Annotated in this window: 18 protein-coding genes; 7 read left to right on the forward strand and 11 right to left on the reverse strand. The window is 51.7% G+C overall.

Annotated elements, in window-relative coordinates; all coding sequences use genetic code 11:
• Positions 1-18 precede the first annotated feature (18 nt).
• A complete protein-coding gene (locus tag M2374_RS11275; RefSeq protein ID WP_181688494.1) occupies positions 19-981 on the reverse strand; it encodes an Rpn family recombination-promoting nuclease/putative transposase in 963 nt (320 codons plus the stop codon).
• A 274-nt stretch (positions 982-1,255) separates the two neighbouring features.
• Here M2374_RS11275 and mdtM point away from each other — a divergent pair, with 274 nt between their 5' ends.
• Complete coding sequence (gene mdtM, locus M2374_RS11280) at positions 1,256-2,497, forward strand: multidrug efflux MFS transporter MdtM (RefSeq protein ID WP_181688495.1); 1,242 nt, start codon at positions 1,256-1,258, stop codon at positions 2,495-2,497.
• 81 nt (positions 2,498-2,578) lie between these two features.
• Here mdtM and metC read toward each other — a convergent pair whose 3' ends face one another.
• Positions 2,579-3,769 carry a cystathionine beta-lyase gene (gene metC / locus M2374_RS11285; RefSeq protein WP_117342374.1) on the reverse strand — a complete coding sequence of 397 codons (1,191 nt, stop codon included), beginning with the start codon at positions 3,767-3,769 and terminating at the stop codon, positions 2,579-2,581.
• A 32-nt stretch (positions 3,770-3,801) separates the two neighbouring features.
• Positions 3,802-5,034, reverse strand: a complete 1,233-nt coding sequence (locus tag M2374_RS11290; RefSeq protein WP_115259547.1) for a dicarboxylate/amino acid:cation symporter — start codon at positions 5,032-5,034, stop codon at positions 3,802-3,804.
• A gap of 224 nt (positions 5,035-5,258) precedes the next feature.
• Between M2374_RS11290 and M2374_RS11295 the strand changes: the two genes are divergently transcribed.
• The 4 genes from M2374_RS11295 to M2374_RS11310 all read left to right on the forward strand — a co-directional run bounded on the left by M2374_RS11295 (position 5,259) and on the right by M2374_RS11310 (position 9,449).
• Entirely contained in the window at positions 5,259-6,185 is a 927-nt protein-coding gene (locus tag M2374_RS11295; protein ID WP_115259548.1) for a LysR family transcriptional regulator, read from the forward strand.
• Between the two features lie 75 nt (positions 6,186-6,260).
• A complete protein-coding gene (locus M2374_RS11300) occupies positions 6,261-7,541 on the forward strand; it encodes a DUF445 domain-containing protein (RefSeq protein ID WP_115259549.1) in 1,281 nt (426 codons plus the stop codon).
• Positions 7,542-7,667: 126 nt separating this feature from the next.
• Entirely contained in the window at positions 7,668-8,855 is a 1,188-nt protein-coding gene (locus tag M2374_RS11305; RefSeq protein WP_181688496.1) for an MFS transporter, read from the forward strand.
• Between the two features lie 192 nt (positions 8,856-9,047).
• Positions 9,048-9,449, forward strand: a complete 402-nt coding sequence (locus tag M2374_RS11310) for a hypothetical protein (protein WP_137399037.1) — start codon at positions 9,048-9,050, stop codon at positions 9,447-9,449.
• A gap of 63 nt (positions 9,450-9,512) precedes the next feature.
• On the opposite strand, the gene M2374_RS11315 is transcribed toward M2374_RS11310, so the two are convergent.
• The 6 genes from M2374_RS11315 to dld all read right to left on the reverse strand — a co-directional run bounded on the left by M2374_RS11315 (position 9,513) and on the right by dld (position 16,299).
• A complete protein-coding gene (locus M2374_RS11315) occupies positions 9,513-10,520 on the reverse strand; it encodes a porin (protein WP_115259553.1) in 1,008 nt (335 codons plus the stop codon).
• A gap of 189 nt (positions 10,521-10,709) precedes the next feature.
• A complete protein-coding gene (locus M2374_RS11320) occupies positions 10,710-10,910 on the reverse strand; it encodes a hypothetical protein (RefSeq protein WP_096758446.1) in 201 nt (66 codons plus the stop codon).
• 715 nt (positions 10,911-11,625) lie between these two features.
• Entirely contained in the window at positions 11,626-12,321 is a 696-nt protein-coding gene (locus M2374_RS11325; RefSeq protein ID WP_117342376.1) for a lactate utilization protein C, read from the reverse strand.
• Positions 12,314-13,741, reverse strand: coding sequence for a LutB/LldF family L-lactate oxidation iron-sulfur protein (locus M2374_RS11330; protein ID WP_181688497.1), 1,428 nt, complete (start codon positions 13,739-13,741; stop codon positions 12,314-12,316). Before M2374_RS11330 ends, M2374_RS11325 begins: the two co-directional genes overlap by 8 nt.
• A 10-nt stretch (positions 13,742-13,751) precedes the next feature.
• Positions 13,752-14,471: a (Fe-S)-binding protein gene (locus M2374_RS11335; protein ID WP_181688498.1), complete on the reverse strand. Its 720-nt coding sequence runs from the start codon at positions 14,469-14,471 to the stop codon at positions 13,752-13,754.
• A 130-nt stretch (positions 14,472-14,601) separates the two neighbouring features.
• Positions 14,602-16,299, reverse strand: a complete 1,698-nt coding sequence (dld, locus tag M2374_RS11340; protein ID WP_149385165.1) for a D-lactate dehydrogenase — start codon at positions 16,297-16,299, stop codon at positions 14,602-14,604.
• 432 nt (positions 16,300-16,731) lie between these two features.
• Between dld and M2374_RS11345 the strand changes: the two genes are divergently transcribed.
• On the forward strand, positions 16,732-18,285 hold the full coding sequence (locus M2374_RS11345) for an L-lactate permease (protein WP_096758450.1): 1,554 nt from the start codon (positions 16,732-16,734) through the stop codon (positions 18,283-18,285).
• A gap of 472 nt (positions 18,286-18,757) precedes the next feature.
• Here M2374_RS11345 and M2374_RS11350 read toward each other — a convergent pair whose 3' ends face one another.
• Both M2374_RS11350 and M2374_RS11355 read right to left on the reverse strand, forming a co-directional pair.
• Positions 18,758-20,023, reverse strand: coding sequence for an aromatic amino acid transporter (locus tag M2374_RS11350; protein ID WP_096758451.1), 1,266 nt, complete (start codon positions 20,021-20,023; stop codon positions 18,758-18,760).
• Between the two features lie 189 nt (positions 20,024-20,212).
• The gene (locus M2374_RS11355) at positions 20,213-21,583 is read right to left on the reverse strand and encodes a tyrosine phenol-lyase (protein WP_096758452.1); all 1,371 of its coding nucleotides are present in this window, start codon (positions 21,581-21,583) and stop codon (positions 20,213-20,215) included.
• A 780-nt stretch (positions 21,584-22,363) separates the two neighbouring features.
• Between M2374_RS11355 and symE the strand changes: the two genes are divergently transcribed.
• Entirely contained in the window at positions 22,364-22,726 is a 363-nt protein-coding gene (symE, locus tag M2374_RS11360) for an endoribonuclease SymE (protein WP_096758453.1), read from the forward strand.
• Positions 22,727-22,848: the final 122 nt, after the last annotated feature.

Below are 22,848 nucleotides of genomic sequence, written 5' to 3' on the forward strand. Positions count from 1 at the left end.
ACCCGGCTTCGCCTCTGTCTAGTGGTTTAACCCCTGGATATCCTCAGCGGACAGTCGGGTAATTTTTTGTATCGTGTTGATATCGATACCGTCGGTCAACATGGTGCGGGCAATACGCAATGCTTCATCACGCCGCCCCTCCATCAGCCCTTCCTGTTTACCTTCCTGTTTACCTTCCTGTTTGCCTTCCTGTTTGCCTTCCTGCCATCCTTTTTTAAATCCCGCCTCATGCAATCTGTCCGCGATCGTCATCAAATGCTCCTTATGCTGCGGTGAACGTTCGGCAATCGCACTGATAAACGTATTGAAGCGAGGTGCATCACCGGTTCGCAAAATATAATTAAACAGCGTCTTGAGCTGGCTGTCATTAGTGGACCCGGTAACTAACAGAGAAACAATGTTCTCGACCAATCCCATAAGATCGCGCTGACGGATATGTTTTTGTATTAATTCCAGCAGCGCCATACGGCGATGCTGCACAATCTCATCGTCCGGAATAACTGTAATATCGACCAGCGGAAACGCTGCGGCATAAAGCCGACGAGCCAATGTTGGATTGGCAAATTCATCCAGCCAGCACAGTGACCAGGGATACGGACTTTTAGCGCCGTGATAAAACAGCATCGGCACCACCAGCGGTAATTGCGGGTGTCCGGCATCTAAATGTTTTTGCATGGCCGCTATCGCATAGCGCATCAACCTGAACGCCATATGCGCATCCGGTGTACTCTGATGTTCAATCACTACGTAAATATATCCATCCCCTTCCGTCGTTTTCAGCGACCACAGCACATCGGAGTAATACGCGCGTAAATCCCCCTCAATAAAACTGTCAGACTCGAGCTTTAGTGTCTGCAGGTCACATATTTCGCGTAACGCATCAGGGAGATGAATCTGTAGAAAATCCCGGGCAGTCTCCGGATGACGTAAAAATGTTTTAAAGACCGCATCATGCGGGGTTGAGGTCGGTGTTTTTTTCATGGAGATCCATCGTCCGAGGAAAAAGATGGCGCGACTATAACGGCTAAATTTATGACTCTCATTCAACACGTTTTATGTCTGCGAGGCACTATCCACAGTAAATACCGCCCTCTGCAAGGCAGACATTTTCTCAGAACACTCCCCGCAAAAACGCGTTTGCTTACGCGCCCATTCGCATTACACTGCGGATGTCTATTTTCCATTCAACTGACGCCACCCGAGGTGCGATCTCGCTATTCCCGTTGAGGGTTTTCTCCCGACAAGGAGCTGTTTTATGCAACGGATTTTCGCGTTTTTCTCGCAACGCGCCACGACGCTGTTTTTCCCCATCGCGCTGATTCTGTACGACTTCGCCGCCTACCTGTCAACGGACCTGATCCAACCCGGCATCATTAATGTCGTGCGGGATTTCAACGCTGATGTCAGCCTGGCACCGGCTGCGGTTAGCCTGTATCTGGCGGGTGGGATGGCGCTACAGTGGTTGTTAGGTCCGCTTTCCGATCGAATTGGACGCCGACCGGTGCTGATTACCGGCGCGCTCATCTTCACCCTTGCCTGCGCGGCTACACTGTTCACCACCTCAATGACGCAGTTTCTGATTGCACGCGTTGTGCAGGGCACCAGCATCTGCTTTATCGCCACCGTCGGCTACGTCACGGTGCAGGAGGCATTTGGCCAGACAAAGGCCATCAAGCTGATGGCCATCATCACCTCCATTGTGCTGGTGGCACCGGTAATTGGCCCGCTCTCCGGGGCGGCGCTGATGCACTTTGTCCACTGGAAGGTTCTGTTTGCCATCATTGCCGCGATGGGCCTGGTCGCCTTTATTGGCCTGCTGTTGGCGATGCCAGAAACGGTGCAGCGCGGCACGGTGCCGTTCAGCGCACGCGGCGTACTGCGGGATTTTCGCGATGTATTTCGCAACCGGGTGTTCCTGTTTGGGGCCGCCACGCTGTCGCTGAGCTACATCCCGATGATGAGCTGGGTGGCGGTATCACCGGTGATCCTGATCGACGCGGGCGGCATGACCACCTCGCAGTTTGCCTGGGCGCAGGCTCCGGTATTTGGAGCGGTTATCGTCGCCAATATGGTGGTGGTGCGATTTGTGAAGGACCCGACAAGGCCGCGCTTTATCTGGCGGGCAGCACCTGTCCAATTGAGCGGGCTGGCGATACTGATTGGTGGCAATTTACTCTGGCCGCACGTCTGGCTGTGGTCGGTGCTGGGCACCAGTCTGTATGCATTTGGTATCGGGATGATTTTCCCGACGCTGTTCCGTTTTACGCTGTTTTCCAACAACCTGCCGAAGGGCACGGTCTCCGCATCGCTGAATATGGTGATCCTGACGGTAATGGCGGTTTCTGTCGAAATTGGGCGCTGGCTGTGGTTTAACGGCGGCAGGATTTCGTTTCACCTGTTGGCGGTTGTCGCAGGTATTGTCGTGGTATTCACGCTCGCCGGATTGTTGAAGCGGGTACGTCAGCACGAGGCCACGACGTTAGCCACGGAAAACTAACCTGCCATGCTTATTCGGCCTACGCCATCGTGGTAGGCCGGATAAGGTGCTGGCACCGCATCCGGCATTTATCACATCACATTACGCGATACGCGCGAACCCGGCGTCCAGATCGGCAATCAAATCACCGACATCTTCCAGGCCAATATGCACCCTGACCAGCGTGCCACTGAAGTCGACATCCCCGGCAGGGCGAATGCTATTCAGCTCCTCCGGCTGGTTAGCCAGAATCAGCGACTCGAATCCGCCCCACGAATAGGCCATATGGAACAGCGAGAAGTTATCGAGGAAATTCGCCATCTGTTCATCAGTCAGGCGCTTTTTCAGGATAAACGAGAACAGGCCCGAGCTACCGGCAAAGTCGCGCTGAAAATACTCATGGCCCGGACACTCCGGTAACGCCGGATGATTCACCCGCGCCACCTCCGGTCTTGCCGACAGCCAGCGGGCAATATGGATACTGCTTTCCTGATGCTGTTTCAGACGTACCGCCAGCGTGCGCAGTCCACGGCTGCCGTTATACGCCGTGTCGGCATCCAGCGTTTGCCCCATCAGATACGAGTTCTCACGCAGACGATCCCAGCAGCGGGCGTTGGACACCGCCGTGCCCAGCATGCCGTCCGAGTGGCCAATGGTGTATTTCGTCCCCGCCTGAATGGAAATATCCACGCCGAAATCCAGCGCCTTAAACAGTACGCCCGCCGCCCAGGTGTTGTCGATCATGATGACGATGTCCGGGTTCACTGCGCGGATCGCCTTCACCATTCCCGGCACATCCTGTACTTCCATGGTGATTGAACTGGGCGATTCCAGAAACACCACTTTCGTCTCAGGGCGCAGAAAATCGACGATACCTGCGCCAATCAGCGGATCGTAATAGGTGGTTTCCACGTTGAATTTACTCAGGATCTTATTACAGAAATCCTGGGTTGGCTCATAGGCCGCGCCGGTCATCAGGATATGATCGCCGCTTTGTACAAACGCCAGAATCGCATTGGTAACCGCCGCGGCCCCGCACGGGTACAGCGCACAGCCCGCACCGCCTTCCAGCTCGCTCATCGCCTTCTGAAAAGCGAAGTGGGTATAGGTACCGCGACGACCATAAAACAGTTCCCCGTTAGCGCGATTGGCGGTAGCGAATTTTTTATCCTTCACGGTATCAAACACCAGCGAAGAAGCGCGTTGGATAACCGGATTCACCGCCCCCTGGGTGTAACGTTTGTCACGTCCGGCGACGACCAGTTGGGTTTCAATCTTCATTGCGTCTTTCATAACATCTCCTGTTTCTTAATCCGTGTGCAAACCTATACCGCAGCGGCGGTCGCGTTGATTTCAGCGTCGTTCTGCTTTTTTCCAGCAAACCGCTCAACAATTTGTGCCGCGTTCAAATCATGGATCACGTTGATAAGCGTGGCGGGCGCATCGGTAATCGTACCCAGCACCACCAGCATCGGGATCGCTTCCATCGGCAACCCGAGCGTGGTGACAATAAAGATCTCACCCAGAAACGCGCCGCCCGGTACGCCGCCGACGATAATGGCCGAGAGCACGGCAATCAGCATGGTCAGGAAGAAGGTCTCGGTGGTGAACGGCATGCCGAGCACGGAATAGATAAAGACAATTTTCAGCGCGGCAATCATCGCCACGCCGCCTTTGTTCAGGTTAACCAACAACGGAATAGAGACATCCACAATTTCCGGGTTAATCCCCATCGCCTTACCGGCGCGCAGCGTGACAGGTAATGTGCCCAGTGAAGAACAGGTTCCCAGCGCGGTGGCAGAAGGTTCAATCGCATTACGCCAGAAGGCTCTGACCGCCGGAACACCGCCGCCAATATACGAATAGAGAATTGAGCCGAAAACAAAGTAGACCAGCGTGGCGACCATAAACAGGCCAATGGCGCGGGCAAAGGTTAACAGCAGCGCGGAATCCTGGCTGGCCATGGTCGCAGCGAAATAGCAACCAAGACCAATCGGCGCCACTTTCATAATGATAGAGACGATCTTCATGATCACGGTATTGGCATCTTCCAGCAGTGACGCAATGCGTTTCCCCGCCTGATCTGATTGCCCAATCGCCACACCGGCAATGATCGCCATGACGATCAGCGCCAGAATATTGGACTTCGAAAATAGTCCGATAAAATCATTGGTGGTGATCATGCTGACAAAATCCATCTTGCCACTGCCCGCCTGCACGGACTGCGAGAGATCGATAGTGACGCCCTGCGCCGGGTTGTACCATAGCGCCAGCGCCACAATCCCGGCAGCCGGAATAAAGGCCATCGCGATCGAAACAATAAAGATAATCGCCATAATGCGTCCCAGCCTTTTCAGGTCGGTCATACTGGCGATAGAAGACATGACGCTGATCCCCACCAGCGGCACGATGATCATAAATAACAGGTTTAAGAATATCTGACCGACTGGCTGGAGTGTGCTGGCAAACGTCGGGGCATAAATACCTAATAAGCCGCCAATAACCAGAGCAAATAATAAAATAATCGACGATCTGTAGGGTTCGAGTCGTGACCACATAATGGGTACCTTTTAAATTATATAATTTTTAATGAGACTACATTCACAACTTGATGCGTTTCAGGCCTGCCTCCTTATATTTTGTGATGCAACTCACTTAACCTGTTATTTTTTCATTTTGCCAGCGAGTTGTTTCCTGTGATTCAATAGTTGCATGTTTAAAATGCGAATGTAACGGCCTATTCGTACCGTTTTTGCAAATCACTTGTGAATTAAAGGAAATTATGGGTACGCCGATTTCACTCAAGCATTTGGAATTTTTCGTCAAAATCGTTGACTGCGGAGGGTTATCGGAGGCCGCCGCACAGCTCAACGTCTCGCCTTCCGCGGTAAGCAAAAGCCTGACGGCAATGGAAGACACGCTGGGGACAACGTTAATTAAACGCACCACCCGCAGTATTACCCTGACCGATGCCGGGCAATATTTATTTAACCGCGCCAATAAGCTACTGACAGAGTTTGATGAAACGCTGAATACTACCTCCGGTTATTACCACAGCCCGCAGGGCGAATTACGCATCACCTGTTCCATTGCCTTTGGTTATTCGCGACTGGTAAACCTGGTGGATAAATATCGTACCCAGTTCCCGGATGTGAATCTGTACATCGATCTCAACGATAACTTCGTCAATCTGAACGAAACCGATTTCGACATCGCCCTGCGCATCTCCACCGCGCCGCCGCAGAATTACGCCATGCGTAAACTGGTCCCTATCCGCTGGGCGTACTGCGCGTCGCCGGGATACCTCGCAAAAAAAGGGATGCCCCAGCGCCGCAGCGACTTGGTGAATCATGATTGCCTGGTTTACCCCGGCCTCACGCCAGTGCTAAAAGTGGCAGACGAGCAGGATCGTTTGCATCAATTGAAGCTGCATATGCCGATCCAGGCCAACAGCAGCCTGGTGTTATTGAAGTCGGTGTTAGAAGATCAGGGCGTGGCGTATTTACCCACCTATCTGATTGGCGATCATATTCAAAAAGAAGAGGTCACGCCGCTGATGCTCGACGGCACCATCACCTGTGAAACCCACGCCCTGTATGCGCTGTATTTTCCCAGCAAGTACAGTAATCCGAAGGTACGATCGTTTATCGATTTTCTGGTGGCGGAACTCGGTCCGTTACCCGCGTGGGACAACTGGATCCCAGGATAAGATCGTTCAGTCTAAAAATGGGAGGCGTGCCACAATTTTTGCACGTTCCCCCCGTCTGGCTCTATCCTTAAGTCTATGAATAAAATTGCTGAACTCAAACGCGCCAAGCGACTGGCGCTCTCTCTGCTGCTGATTGCTGCCGCGACCTTCGTCATCACGTTGTTTCTGCCACCCAACTTCTGGGTGCTCGGGATCAAAGCGATTGCCGAAGCGGCGATGGTAGGCGCGCTGGCGGACTGGTTCGCCGTGGTCGCGCTTTTTCGCCGGGTACCGATCCCGTTTATCTCGCGCCATACGGCGATTATCCCGCGTAATAAAGACCGCATCGGCGAAAACCTGGGTCAGTTCGTGCAGGAAAAATTCCTCGACACCCAGTCACTGGTGGCGCTGATTCGCCGCCATGAACCGGCGCTGCTCATTGGCAACTGGTTCAGCCAACCGGAAAATGCCCGGCGCATCGGCCAGCATCTGCTGCAGATCATGAGCGGATTTCTCGAACTGACCGACGACGCCCGCATCCAGCGGCTGATCAAACGCGCGGTGCATAAGGCTATCGACAAGGTCGATCTCTCCGGCACCAGCGCATTAATGCTGGAAAGCATGACCAAAAACAACCGCCACCAGGTGCTGCTCGACACGCTGATTACGCAGCTGATCGCCCTGCTACAGCGCGACAGTTCGCGGGCGTTTATCGCCCAGCAGATTGTGCGCTGGCTGGAGACCGAACATCCGCTCAAAGCGAAGATCCTGCCAACCGAATGGCTCGGTGAACACAGCGCCGAGCTGGTCTCTGATGCGGTCAACTCCCTGCTGGATGACATCAGTCACGATCGGGCGCATCAGATCCGCCACGCCTTCGATCGCGCCACGTTGAACCTGATCGATAAGCTCAAACACGATCCTGACATGGCCGCACGTGCAGAAAGCCTCAAAAGCTACCTGAAAGAGGACGAAGCCTTTAACCGCTATCTCGGCGAGTTGTGGGCGGATCTGCGTCAATGGGTGAAAACCGACATTAACGCCGATGATTCTCGCGTGAAACAACGCATTGCCAGCGCCGGACAGTGGTTTGGCGAAACGCTGGTTGCCGATGGTGCCCTGCGTGCGTCGCTGAATGAACACCTGGAGCAGGCTGCGAAAAAAGTCGCACCGGAGTTCGCTACCTTCCTGACGCGACACATCAGCGACACGGTCAAAAGCTGGGATGCTCGGGAGATGTCGCAACAAATTGAGCTCAACATCGGCAAAGATTTGCAGTTTATTCGCGTCAACGGCACGCTGGTTGGCGGTTCTATCGGGCTGGTGTTATATCTGTTGTCGCAACTTCCGTCTCTGCTCACGCTGCCGAATTTTTAAGGAGAAAAAAGAAATGGACCTGAAGAAAATCCTCTGACGGTAAAACCTGCATCATTTAACTTTAAATTATCATTTGCATATGTAATATAACAAATATCCACATAACAGCGTGAAGTGAGCGTCTGCATGCCGCAGGGAAGTCCTGGTTCAAATCATCATTCCATCCGCATCGCGCTGTTTGGCCTGCTGGTCTTGACGCTGGGCATGGGGATTGGCCGCTTTCTGTATACGCCAATGCTGCCGGTGCTGCTGACTGAAGGTCAGTTTACCTTTAGCCAACTCTCGTGGATTGCCAGCGCCAACTACGCCGGGTATCTGGCAGGCAGCCTGCTGTTTTCCTTCGCCTTGTTCCACCAGCCCTCACGCCTACGTCCGATGCTATTAGCGTCTGCGCTCGCGACCACCGGACTTATCCTGGCGATGGCGTTTTTTACCCAGCCCGCACTGATGATGGCGATCCGCTTTCTGGCAGGTGTCGCCAGTGCCGGTATGATGATCTTTGGTTCGATGGTGGTTCTGCAGCATACCCGTCATCCGTTTGTGATTGCGGCCCTGTTCTCCGGCGTCGGGACCGGCATTTTTCTCGGTAATGAGTATGTCATCGCTGGTTTACGCTTTGCGCTGCCATCGCATACGCTGTGGCTGGGTGCCGGAGTCCTTTCTGGCTTACTCCTTCTGCTGCTGGTCGTGCTGCTCCCCTCTCGTGACCGCGTGCTGCCCGCCGTACCACTAGCAAAATCCGCGCATCAACCGATGTCATGGTGGCTGCTGGCGTTGCTTTACGGGCTGGCCGGTTTTGGCTACATCATTGTCGCCACTTACCTGCCGCTGATGGCGAAAAATGCCGGTTCGCCACTGCTGACCGTACACCTGTGGTCGCTGGTTGGCATCGCAATCATTCCGGGGTGTTTCGGCTGGCTATGGGCGGCGAAACGTTGGGGAGTCCTGCAATGCCTGACCGCCAATCTGCTGACCCAAAGCGCCTGCGTGGTGTTAACACTTGCCAGCGACTCGTTGTTCCTGCTGGTTCTCAGCAGTATCGGTTTTGGCGCAACCTTTATGGGAACCACCTCACTGGTGATGCCGCTCGCCCGCCAACTCAGCGTGCCGCGAAACATTAACCTATTGGGACTGGTGACGCTGACGTACGGCATTGGGCAAATTCTCGGGCCGCTATTAACCAGCCTGCTGGGAAGCGGTGCTGTCGCCATTATCAACGCTACGCTGTGTGGTGCAGCGGCACTATTTTTTGCTGCACTGATTAGTGCAGTACAATGCTATAAACAGCGTTCTCTTACACCTAAAGAAGTATAAGCGCCCCCCTCTAAAAAATCTTAGATTCGGATTACTCCGCAATTAAATGTCAACATTTCATAATCCACAAATAACCAATAATTCATTTTCCAGACACTTTATAATCCGTCTTAACTCATTTGTAGAATAAACATAAAATGAGTAAAAATGGACATATCCATACAACATCAACAGCATATTCAGGAACAGTACATGTCGTGGTTTAAAAAAATCATACTTGGGTTAATTATTATCATCAGCTTATTTAGCACCATGAAGGATTATAAAGACTTCGGCTTTTTCGGGGCCGCAGGGCTGTTTATTATATTTGTACTCACCACGATTTTTCTCTGGCAGTGGGCTGCCGGAAAGTGGCCAGAGATAGGCACCATCAAAGCGATTCTTATTTTGCTGGCTAGTACCATTGCCTCTATATTCGTCATTAATATGGCCATCGCCGGAAATTTACATGTAGATCTGATGGAAGTAATGCGCGTTTCGATAACGCATAAACCACTTTTTTATCTCATTTTCTGCGTGGTGGCATGGGTAAAAGTGGGGATCTGGAAGTGGTTATTTAGCGAAGTGCGTGGCAACCCACAGCAGCCAGTCTGACAGGAAAAGCAATGTAAAAAAGGCGTCTGACTAGAGACGCCTTTTTCATGACATAACAAAAACTTAGAACTGGTAGGTCAGGCCAGCAACAACTTCGTTGTCACCGTCCTGGCCATTGAGCAGGTTAAACTTGTAACCCACATCGGCCACGATGTTTTTGTTGAAGTAGTAATCGGTACCCAGCGCCACGTACTCGGTCAGGTCAGTGTTGTCAGTGTCACGTGAGTGGACGTAAGCCACGTTCGGACGCAGACCAAAATCAAACACATAGGCCGCCATCGCTTCAAAGTGCTGCGCTTTGTTGGCATTCTGGATCAGGTTGTGGGATTCACCGTACATCGTCGCCACATAGACAGCATTGGCATCATACTTCAGGCCCGCCCCCCAGAATTCAGCGTTATCACCTTCCCAGCCCTGCTGTTTCTGCTCAGCAGTTACCGCGCTGGTAGAGTAAGCCGCGATGGCAGACACGCCAGAGTCCGCGATGTTGTCATAACCCAGAGAGAAGCCATAGCCATTGCCGTGCTGTTTAGCCGGGTCCGCATCGGTATCATCCTGACCCTGGTATTGCGCCGCCAGGTTTACACCATCAACGGCACCAAACAGATTTTTGGTACGGAGTGTTGCAACGCCAGAAGTGCGTGTAGTAAGGAAGCGGTCAGTATTTTCATAGGAATCACCGCCGAACTCTGAAAGAACGTCAGTGTAAGATCCCACGTCATAAGCGACACCGTAGTTACGACCGTAGTCAAAGCTAACGTCGTGACCGTAATCCAGGCCAGCAAACGCGAGACGTGTTTTAATACCATCCTGAGAACCTTCTGCTCCAGCGGCATCAAACTGACTTTCAAAGTGGCCATAACCGGTCAGCTGATCGTTAATTTGTGTCTCACCACGAAAACCCAGACGCGCATAAGTACCGTCGGCGTCGGTGCCGTCAGTCCAGGTATGTACTGCTTTAACTTTGCCGTACAAATCCAGTTTATTGCCATCTTTGTTATAAATTTCCGCTGCATGAACGGACGTTACCCCTAATGCCATCACGGCTAATGCCATTGCTGTCTTTTTCATTTTTTACTCACTTTTAATTGTGAATTTTGCTATCAACTTTGTTATGCGGGCGGCGCGCCAACATAAAAAAGCCCCCTATTGAACAAGGGGAAAACAAATAACACACCAGTAAAATTATTAAGGACGTAGCAAGGCATATATCATTATTGGGAATATAAATAAAACCCAGACAGAGCGTGATAGCATGTATTACTGAGAGTCACTCTCATTAATAGAGCGATGTAGCATTAATGCTTCAGCAATAATATCTTGTTTGCTTTTTCGTGTTTCAAATGCCAGCGTGCGAACGTATTCCCACAAAGAGGTATCGACACGCGCACTTAAAAGAACCATATCTTTCGAGCGGGTACCTCTGGCTTTTCGACTATCGGGATAATCTCGAGAAGGCATTGTCATCTCCTGAACGCAATAATACGCTTATGGCGATGAAATATGCATCCAGTGTAAAAACATGTCAACGGCAAAAAAAATGCACAATAGTAATGAAACTGTTAATAAATCATTTAAAAGTGGAACGCTATTTCAAATGAAAGATAACTTGATTGTAGAATAATGTGTAATTTTTACTTTACGCACATTCATTGTGACTCATTAGATTAAAAAAAAGACGTCTACCGCGTGGCTAACAATGTGCCATCAAAACATCATTCCAGCCAATAGGTTACATAACGTGTTTAATGTCTACTTTTACCTAAAACCCCTGTTTTTATATGCCTTTTTGCGTTGATTTTCGGTGCTATCCGCTGCGTAAATCGCGTTGATTCTCACTGCGTTGTCGCCTGCGTTGTCGAAAAATAAGCACGGAAAGGTAAAATTTTAGTAAACATTGCATTCTTTCGCTTTTAAAAATAAGTCGATTTAAATTGATTTAGATCAATTTTACCAGCCACGTAACGGCGTAAAAATCGCCACTTGCGGTGACTGGAAACAATGTTGTACGCCGATTTTATCAGCAGAAAAAACAGGTGCAGGAACGTTAAACCGCAGAGGAAAGCGCGGACCAGGACGCCATTTTCAGGCGATCCCTTGCGAAAGGAGAGTCCGCAGAGTGCGGAATGTCATCCCGCTCTGGGCTACAACGCCAGAGCGGTCTTATTCACGAATCTCAACAATCTTCAATAATCAGATACACCGCCTTCACCGGACCATGCACCCCGACCACTTTGATAAGCTCAATATCCGCCGTTGAGCTGGGCCCGCTGATGATGTTAATGCACGACGGCATACGCTCACCGGCCTGCGCTTTCTGATGCAGAACCTGCGCCAGTTGCGCCACACGCGGCAGGATGCTGCTTTTACGCAGCACGAAAATAGAGGACTCGGGCAACAGGCTGATTGAACGCCCGCGCTCCGGAGCGGAAAACAGCACCACGCCCCCGGACTCCGTCAGGCCATACTCGGCATACACCACGCCAACTTTCGCCTGCTCGGCCTGAACAATATTCTCGGCTCCACGCACCGGATCCCAGACCACAGCATTACACTCTCGCTGCAAACGCTCGGTTATCCCCAGTTCTGCCAGCCGACTGTCGCCGCTAACCACCACCGGCTGCTGCCCCAGCTGTTGGCACAGACGTAACGCCGCCTCAGGGGCCTGCGCCTCATGGGTCAGTTCGCACTGCGCCAGCATCACCTCGCTGGCAAACTGCACAAACGCATCGCAGCGCTGCTGCGGGCTGAGTTCGGTCAGCCGCTCGTTCGCATAGTTGTTCACCGGCGCGGCTTCGGCCTGCGGTTCCCGCCGCAGCGGACGGCCCAGCGCCTGGGCAACGGTGTTTAAAAACGCGGTACGGTTATCCATTCTTTTTCTCCTGCGCCTGATGTTTCTTAAACCAGCTACGGAAACTCTCTCCGTCAGCATCAGGAAGATCGCGCGCTTCCATCCAGTCGCCAATCGCGCCAACCTTGAGCGGCGTTTTACCGCCATTGATAAACCAGCTCGCCGCGTGGGCACCAGCCATCATGCCGACCTTCCACAACCCTGGATGGCTGTTGGCATAAGCGAACATTTTGATCGCCCGACGTTCCGCTTTCGGGGTAATCCCTTCCTCGGCCATTACCCGGCGATGGCGCAGGATCAGTTTTGACAGCGGGATCTGTACCGGACAAACGCTGTCGCAGGCCGTGCACAGTGAACAAGCGTAAGGCAGGTCTTTAAAATCTTTATAGCCGCCGAGCAGCGGAGAGATCACCGCCCCGATAGGCCCTGGATAAATAGAGCCGTAGCCGTGCCCGCCAATATGGCGATACGCCGGGCAGGTGTTCATACAGGCTCCACAGCGGATGCAGCGCAGCACATCGCGAAACTCAGAACCCAGCACCTGCGAGCGACCGTTATCCACAATCACCAGGTGAAACTCTTCAGGCCCGTCGACGTTATCCGCCTCGCGCGGCCCGGTAAGCCAGGTGTTATAGCCCGTCAGACGAGCGCCCACCGCACTGCGTGCCAGCATAGTGATCAGCACGTCCACGTCGGCAAACGTCGGCGCGATACGCTCCATGCCCATCACCGCAATGTGTGTTTTCGGTAACGTGGTACACATCCGCGCGTTACCTTCGTTGGTGACCAGACAAACCGAGCCGCTCTCCGCCACCGCGAAGTTACAGCCGGTAATGCCAATTTCAGCGCTGAGGAAATCCTCGCGGATCTTCTGGCGGATGAACAAGGTCATCGCTTCCGGCGTTTCCGGGCCGTCATAGCCCATCTGCTCATGCAGCACGCGACGGATCTGATAGCGATCTTTATGGATAGCCGGGACCACCACATGCGAAGGCGGATCCTGATCTAACTGGAGAATATATTCGCCCAGATCGGTTTCGATCACCTGAATACCGGCATCCTGCAGCACGTGGTTAACGCCGATCTCTTCGGTCACCATCGACTTGGACTTCACCACCTTCTTCGCATTTTTCGCTTTCGCGACCTGCAAAATGTAGCGGGTAGCCTCTTCCTTGGTCTTTGCGAAAAACACCTGACCGCCGTTTTCCGTCACTTTCTCGGAGAGTTGATACAGGTAGGCGTCGAGGTTACTCAGAACGTGGTCGCGGATCTGACTGGCACGGTCGCGCCATTCTTCCCAGTGCCCTAACTCATCGACCATTTTTTGCCGGTTCGCGCCGATGCGCCCCTGCGCGTTAGCCACGGCTTTGCGCATAATCGGATCGTCAATTTGCTGGCGAATGCGCGTTTTAAACTCTACATCGCTGGTTTTTATCGACATCTCTTTCCCCTCAGCGGCTCATCAGCACTTCAGCAATATGCATCACTTTGACCGGCTGGCCTTCACGCTGCAGTCGGCCGCCAATGTTCAGCAGGCAGCTGACGTCGGCACCAATCAAATACTCCGGTTTCGCATCCATGAGATGCAGGACTTTCTCTTTCACCATCTCGCCGGATATTTCGGCCATTTTGACCGAGAAAGTGCCGCCGAATCCGCAGCAGGTGTCCTGATCGGCAAAGGTTAACAGATCGAGACCGCGTACGTTTTTCAACAGCGTGAGCGGCTCTTCTCTCACGCCCAGCTTGCGAGTCAGGCTGCACGAAGGGTGATAAACCGCTCTGCCCTGCAGGCTGGCACCGACGTCCACGACGCCCAGTTTGTTGACAATAAAAGAGGTGAGATCCTGCATGCGCGCGGCAACCTTTTCGGCACGCAATGCCCATGCAGGTTCATCGGCCAGATACGTCGGGTAGCTTTTGACCGCATAGGTGCACGAACCTGCCGGAGAGATAATCGGATCGTCATTATCCTCCAGCGCAGCGATCATGTTTTTCATCCCCGGGATGGCTTCTTTGATATAGCCACTGTTAATGGCGGGCTGACCGCAGCACCCCTGCTTCTCGGGGAAATTAACGCGGCAGCCGAGCTTTTCCAGCAACAATACGGAATCGCGTGCCATCCGTGATTTCAGCGCGTCACCAATACAGGTGACAAAGAAATTTACATTCACAATAAATACCCCATTGCTTCATTGCCTTTTAAAACCAGCGACACATCGCCGCCCGGTAATAATTCAATAATAAAAACTGGCCATTAATAAAACGGTGATACCTGACCTTTACTGTTTTATTGTCTTTTCGTCAGGCCCAGTTTTTACGTTTACTGGTTTTACCAATGCCCGGGTTCATGCTGTTGGTCGGGTCATTTTCCTGATAAAACCGCGCCAGATTTTCAGGCGCTTTATAAAGGTGGCCAACATTATGTTCTGCCGGATATTGCGCCCCGCGTTGGCGCAACAGTTCGAGCATCTGTTCTTTTAACGCGTGCGCATCAACGCCTTTTTTAACGATATAATCCTGATGGAACACATGGCACATAAAGTGGCCATAATAAAGTTTATGCACCAGCTGACTGTCAATTTCAGCCGGCAGATGTTCATACCACTCGGTATCATTGCGGCGTAGCGCAATATCCAGCGCGAGAATATCCTCAACCTCATCAGAATGAACGGCCTGATAGCGAATGGCGGCTCCCGCGGCAGCAAAGCGGTGCAGAAACGCCTTGCTGCCCTCTTCCGGGGTACAGGCAAAGAAATCTCCGTCTGCCGTTTTAAAGTACTCGGTTAACCACGCCTGCGCTTCGCCGATGCCGTCCCCTGCCATTTTCAGCATCAGATGATGCTCGTAGTTGTCACGCCAGGTTTTCATGCGTGGCGGGAGATGGCTCGGGAAAAGATGACTGAATGTCTGCATTGCGCGGTCGGTAAAGTGCGGGCGGAAAATCTTCACCTTCTCCAGCATGGCCTCGGTGCGCCCCTTCAGATTAAAGAAAAACGGCATTTTGTCGGTGCCGAGTTTGTCGATCATCAGGAAGGTGTCTTTACTGTATTTCTCTGCAACATCATAGATATCACGATGCATATACTCACCGGCGACCGGTAAATGTGTAAACGTCGCCAGCATATGGCGGCGTATGTCCGTCAACACCGAGGTCTGATTGGTACCAATGTAGAACACCTGCTGATTCTTCTCAGCTTCAAAGGTGTCCAGACGCACGGCAAACACCGCCAGTTTCCCCGCGCAGCCTGAGGATTCGAACAGGCGGTCCGGGTCGGCGTTGTAGCGCGCCGGGGTGTCGGCATCAACGTCTCTGACGCGGGTCACGTAGTCGTGGTCGTGCGCGTGACGCCCGTCATGACTGACGTCAGCACGCGCAATCGCGTTGTTATCCAGGCGGGCGAGGATCTGTTCCGGCGTCTCGCCCAGTTCGATGCCCAGATGATTGACCAGTTGTAGCTGTCCCTGTTCATCCACGCGGGCAAACAGTGACATCTCGGTGTACGCCGGGCCACGCTGAACCAGTGCACCGCCGGAGTTATTACAGATACCGCCAATCACCGACGCACCAATGCAGGAGGAGCCAATCACCGAATGCGGCTCGCGGCCAAACGGCTTCAGCGCCTTCTCCAGCGAATACAGCGTGGTACCCGGATACGCCAGCACCTGCTTGCCCTCATCCAGCACATGCAGACTGTCGAGGCGCAGCGTGCTGATGATAACGATGTCGCGATCGTAGCCCTTGCCGTTCGGCGTGGAGCCTTCCGTCAGGCCGGTATTTGAGGCCTGCATCAGAATGATTTTATCGGCCTCCACGCAGGCCTTGAGCACCTGCCACAGTTCAAGCAGAGAGCCGGGGATCACCACCGCCAGCGCTTCGCCCTGACCCGAGCGGAAGCCCTTGCGATAACGCGCCGTTTTGGACGGATCGGTAAGGACGTAGGCGGGGCCAACCCGTTGGGTAAGTGCAGTCAAAAAGGATTTATTATCAGTGTTTTTCATGGAGGGCGGCTCTCCGCTCCTTATATCAGGGCAATCGAAAATGGCGATACATTCATTTGTATGACAAAACAAAATAATCCCCCAATCATTACTTACATGCAATACCCTGGTTTATTTCTTTCGGCCTCGCTCACATTTTTATATTGAAAAACACAATTATCAGAAATCAAAAAACCGTTTAAAACGACTTACCCGCCCGTCTCTATCATTATTACACAGACCATTATATAACTATTTATAGGTACCCATTTTGCGCCCAAAGATATTTACAGAGCATTATTCATCAATTAAAAGCTTACAATAGTTACAAAACCATTAATCATAATTACTTTATCCACTGAAGCGATTCAGTTTGCATATTTTATTTATCCAGCCATGTAAGTTTCCCGCCATAAATACAAATAAGGTTTAATAAACCCATCAGGAATAGTAATGAACGAATATATTATGTTTGTTTTAGCCCTCTCTCCTTTGCTGCTTATGGTATTTTTAATACTAAAATTAAAAATGCCGATTCATTATTCAGTCTTGATTACGCTGGCCTTTACCATCGCGCTGTCGGCGATATTCTGGGATATGCCGTTACAGAATTTGAAAGCCTCCGTGGGCTATGGTGCCCTCAAAGGGTTATGGCCGATTGTGATTGTGATCCTCGGTGCGATATTCAGTTATAACGTGATGCAGGCCACCAAAGCGCTGGATATTCTGCGCGATATTCTCGCCAGTATTAGTGAAGATAAACGCATCCAGGTACTGCTTATTTCGTGGTGTTTTGGCGGATTTCTTGAGGCCGCCGCTGGCTACGGCACCGCGGTTGCCATTCCTATCGGCATCCTGATCGCACTGGGATTCAATCCGCTCAAAGCGGCCATCGCCTCACTCGTCGCCAATACCGTGCCGACGGCATTCGGCGCGGTGGGTATTCCGGTTTCAATTCTCGCTGAACAGGTTAACCTGCCGGTTTTCACCCTCGGCGGAACCATTATTATGCAGCTGGCGCTGTTTAATATTCTGCTGCCGTTTGTGATTATTTGTATTATCGGCGGTGGCCTGAAGGCGATTCGCGGCGTGTTCTTCATCACACTAATTTGCGGTATTACCACGCTGGTGCCGCAGTATTTTGTCGCTATCCACCTTGGCGCAGAACTCCCTGCATTTGCCGGCAGCCTGGTCAGCCTGTTTGCCGTCGCCATTCTTGGTCGCCTGCGCAACGGCAAAACCGCTCCCGAATGGCGCATTGAAACCAGCCATACCCGGGAAACCACACCGCGCTCGGCGAAGGTGCTGTTCCGGGTCGGCTCCATCTACCTGTTTATTTTTATCTTTATTCTGCTGTGCTCGCCGCTGTTCCCGGCGGTAAAAGCGGCAGCATCACAGCTGGCTTCGGTGCTGCATTTCACCCTCGCCGACGGTAAAACGCTGGCGCTGAAAATCGAGTGGGTCACCACGCCGGGGATGCTGATCATCTTTGCGACCCTGATCGGCGGTTTTATCCAGGGGGCTTCGGCGCGCGGGATGCTGGAAGTGTTTGTCAAAACCATTTTCCAGTTGAAGAACTCGATCGTCGCCATTATGGCGATTGTTGCGCTGGCCACGGTGATGGATCTCAGCGGTATTATCGCCACGCTGGCTCAGTCGATTGTTGACCTGACCGGCGGCTCGTATGTCTTTCTCGCCCCGGTCATTGGCGCGCTGGGTACGTTTGTCACCGGCAGCGACACCAACTCGAATATTCTGTTTGGTAAACTGCAAACCATTGCTGCCAGCAAGTTGAATATTGACCCTAACTGGCTGGCGGCGGCCAACACCTCCGGCGCAACGGGCGGGAAAATGATCTCCCCACAGAGCATCGCCATTGCGGTTTCCGCCACCAAAATGGAAGGCCAGGCGAACCAGATTATGTCTGGCACCATGAAATACTGCTGCGCCTACATCGTGATCCTCGGCTTAAAGGTCGGCCTCTTTTACTACTGGTTTATGGCGTAACGCATTGTCAACCCCAGCCATATTCTGGCAAGCGTGTTTGACAAGACAGTGAACAAAAAGGTTTACAGCCACCCGGTCAGGAGAACGCCGCGGCTGGCTTTACGATTTGTCGGCGCTGACTAAAATAGCGCCGATATTTCAAAGAGAGGATTGTTGTTATGTTGTTCTGGAAAAAGATGGTGAAGAAGTTCGACGCCTTTTCTGCGTTGATCCCACCACGCTACTTCCGCGTGTAATGCCTGGCACTTATGCCTGATGGCGCTTCGCTTATCAGGCCTACGTTTCACGCACATTTGTAGGCCGGATAAGGCGCAAGCGCCGCATCCGGCTGCTACAGCAGAGTAAAACACTCACCCCTTTCTCTTACGCATTCCGCACGTTCTTAACACCACCACCCGTAAACGCAGCCACGCAAAGCGATAAACCAGCGGATGCTGAAACCGTAGCAATGTCAGAAACATAGCGCCTCCCGTTACCGGAACGTAGGCAGCAGGCCAAATACGTCCAGCACCACCGTCAGATAGACAACCGCCCCGCAGACGATCACCAGGTTAAGCACCGTGTTATTGCAGGGTGCAGTGTAGCTGGCCGTAGGGAAACGCTTACGCGCCGCTTTTACCAGGAACGGTGGCAGGATCACGCTCCAGATGGTGAAGGCCAGACCGGCATAACCAATCGCGTGAACAAAACCATTCGGGAAGAAAAAGCACACAGCAGCCGGTGGGAAGTAGGTTACCAGCGCAGTTTTCAGACGACCGACGCCGTTATCCGGGAAGTGAAACAAGTCAGCGATATAGTCAAACAGGCCGAGGGTTGCCGCCAGCAGGGAACTGGCTACCGCAAAGTTGCCGAAGAAAGTCAGGATCAGATCCATATAGCGGCTGGTAAACAGCCCGCTAATGGCCTCGACAAACACGTCGATATTGCCGCCTTTAGCGATAATCGGCGGGAATTCCGAACGGCTGATGTTGCCCATCGTCACGCCCAGCCAGAAGACATACAGCAGCAGAGCAAACAGCGTGCCGATGATTATCGAACGCGTAATATGCGGGATCCCACTCTTACCGTACAGTTTGACCAGGCTCGGCACGTTGCCATGAAAACCAAATGAGATAATACAGAACGGCAGCGTCATCAGGATGTACGGCAGGTACTGCGACCCTGGGATCGCCACCGCTACGCTGTCGACCAGTTTCGCCACTTCAATATGGCCGACCAGCCCGGAGAATGTGGCAAAGAACGCGATAAACTTACCGATGATCAAAATAGTGGTGATGCGTCCGACCAGCAGCGAACTGTACCAGGCAATCGCCCCGACCAGCATACTGACAATCACCACCGAGACATTCGCCGGAAAGCGCACGCCGCTGTATTTGAACACAGTTTGCGCCATCACCGCCGATGACCCGGAGATATAGGCGTAGGTCAGAATATACAACACAAAGCCAAACGCGATACCGACCACGATATTCCACTTCTGGCCTAATAAATCCTGAGTAAAGGTATTAAAACTGGCACCTGCGCCGTAATGCAGGTTAACTTCAACCAGCATCAGGCCGGTTAATAACATCATGATGGCAACAAAAAGCAGAATGACAGAGGCGCCGGGAAACCATACGCCGGCCATCGCAATCGGCAGGGAAAACATTCCACCGCCCACGACGGTTGCGATAACCAACATGGTTCCGCTAATCAGTCCGGGGGTACTACTCTGTCGCTCAATGGCATTAATATCCATGATAAATGTTCCTGTAGACTATTCGTTATAATTACAGCTGTCATTTGTACATCATGCGGATAATAAAAATGTCGGAGTCAGGGTTTGCAATTTTTTCGTTATATTACGGTAACGGGCACCGCAAAGGCTTCCTGTTCATGGAAAAGGAATACAAAAAAGCCCCATCACAAGATGGGGCCTGAATAACATTTAAATATAGTCAAAGCGTGCGGTAAAGAAGCGCAACTGCTTCGGCTCGTAAATAAACTTCAGCCCGCGAATATCTTCTTTATGCTGGTAAAGTTTAATGATGCCGTCTGCCACCACATCCATATGCGCATAGGTATACACGCGGCGTGGAATAGTCAGGCGTACTGTTTCGAGTTTTGGTCTGTGGTGCTCACCGGTGGCATTATTACGGCCCGCAGAGATAATACCGCGCTCCATACTGCGCACGCCGGTCTCGACATAAATGCTGGCTGCCAGGCTCTGCGCCGGGAACTCGTCCTGGGTCAGATGTTCGCAGAAGCGACGCGCATCGAGGAATACCGCGTGTCCGCCCACTGGCTCAACAATCGGCACACCGGCAGCTTTTAGCTTGTCGCCGAGGTAGCGAACTTGCTTCACGCGGTGCTCGATGTACTCATACTGCATGGCTTCGCGCAGGCCAATCGCCATCGCTTCCATGTCGCGTCCGGCCAGACCGCCGTAGGATGGCATGCCTTCATAGACCACCACTAACTCTTTGGCAGAAGAGAACATTTCGTCGTCGTTCATGCACAGGAAGCCGCCGATGTTCACCAGACAGTCTTTTTTACCACTCATGGTACAACCGTCGGCATAGCTGAACATTTCATGGACGATCGCGGCGATGCTCTTGTCCTCAAAACCCTGCTCTTGCTCTTTGATAAAGTAGGCGTTTTCTACGCAGCGGGTGGCATCGTAGAACACTTTAATGCCGTGAGCTTCCGTCAGTTCGCGCACCGCACGCATGTTAGCCATCGAGACCGGCTGCCCGCCCGCGAGGTTAACCGTCACCGCCAGGCAGATATACGCAATATTCTCTGCGCCTTTTTCATCAATTAGCTTTTGTAATTTTTTAAGATCAATATCACCTTTAAAAGCAATATTCAGACCGGCATCGTGTGCTTCGTCACGCACGATATCCACAAAGATGGCACCGTTTTTTTCCTGGTGATAACGCGTGGTGGTGAAATACATATTCCCGGCAACATATTGCCCCGGCTTAATGGCCAGCTGCGATAACAGGTTTTCTGCACCGCGTCCCTGGTGAGTCGGAACAATATGTTTAAAGCCAAACAGTTCCTGCACGGTTCTTTCCAGATGATAGAAGTTTTCGCTGCCCGCATACGCTTCATCACCCATCATCATTCCGGCCCACTGCTTGTCGCTCATCGCGTTAGTGCCGCTGTCTGTCAGCAGGTCAATATAAATATCTTTCGAATTTAACAGGAAAGTATTGTAACCCGCTTCTTGCATTTTTATCAGGCGTTCATTACGCGGGATCATAGATACAGTTTCAACGCTTTTAATACGGAAGGGTTCTGCCGGATAATTCATGTTGTTTCTCCAGTAACAGTGGTCGTGTACGTATTAATGTGAAGTAAATCATATCGAGTTCATCAACAGAGGCTGATGAAATATTACTATTCTCCGCCTGATACAGGGGGTGAAATAATGTGGAAGCACTATGCAAGATTTGATTGATTATGGAAATAGCCCAGTCAACATTAATCACTGCCAATAATTTAAAAAGCTGTAAATGTGAGTGATGCAAATCACACGTCTTTTTTTTACCCGTTCATATTCAACAAGTTTTTTTCTGCGTATTGATTTGCTGTTTGCCGTTGTGTGTCTGTGGAAAGTGGAAATACTGAAAACTTAACTTTCCACGCTGTTCTCACAATCTACGGGTGAATAAGTACACGCCATTTTGTGAGAGTCGGATCACTTCACGGGGTTATATTTGTGATTCATATCACTAAAAGTGTAAACCAAAGTGTACAAACCGGTGTAGTTTCAGAGTTTGCTATTTGCTTCAGTGATTTAGATCGCATTTTCAGCCAGACTCAGGGCCATGATATTTTCTGGAAATAATCGGTCTTTGGCGGATGGAATGAGAATGAATTTATACGCTGAATAATACTGGTTTTGTTGGTGCAGGGAGATGTTCTGTTTATTCCGAATAGCACGCTAATCGCGCTTATTTCATTATATTTACATCTGGACTTCCCCCATTCTACTGGCGTAATTTACAGGGGTTTTATTAGCGCGACACGAAGGTGCTACCAACACCCTCGCATCGCTAATCGCAGTAACTATTATCGGAGAATAGCCACCATGACTGATACGCATTGTATTGCAGTTTCGTTTGATCCAGAAGTCCACGCCGCCGATAACCGCCATTTGAAGGTGGGATATGCGAGTCGTTATCCCGATTACAGCCGTATTCCGGTGAAGTACGTTCGCTTTCCGTCCATCGTGATGAAGGGGATGTGGTTAAAAGCCGCCGGATTCGACACCGGCACCGACGTAAAAGTACGGGTTATGGAAGGCTGCATCGTGCTCACCGCCCAAACGCCCCAACCCGAAGAGTCAGCGCTGATGACGTCGCTGCGCAAAGTGGAAAAGCTGTCGGCACGCAAACAAAAGCAGGTGCTGGAGTTTATCGCGGTAATTGCGGGGAAAGCGTCGAAGGGGTGAAAGTATGATTGTCCTTGGGGCGCCTGCAGGCGCCTTTATTGGTGACGAATTTTTATGTGATATTTGTATATCACCACCAGAACATTTAATTTAAGAATCAACATTTCTAATTAATAACCCAT

Source organism: Citrobacter sp. JUb117 (assembly GCF_024809055.1).
In the GTDB taxonomy this organism is placed as follows: domain Bacteria; phylum Pseudomonadota; class Gammaproteobacteria; order Enterobacterales; family Enterobacteriaceae; genus Citrobacter; species Citrobacter gillenii.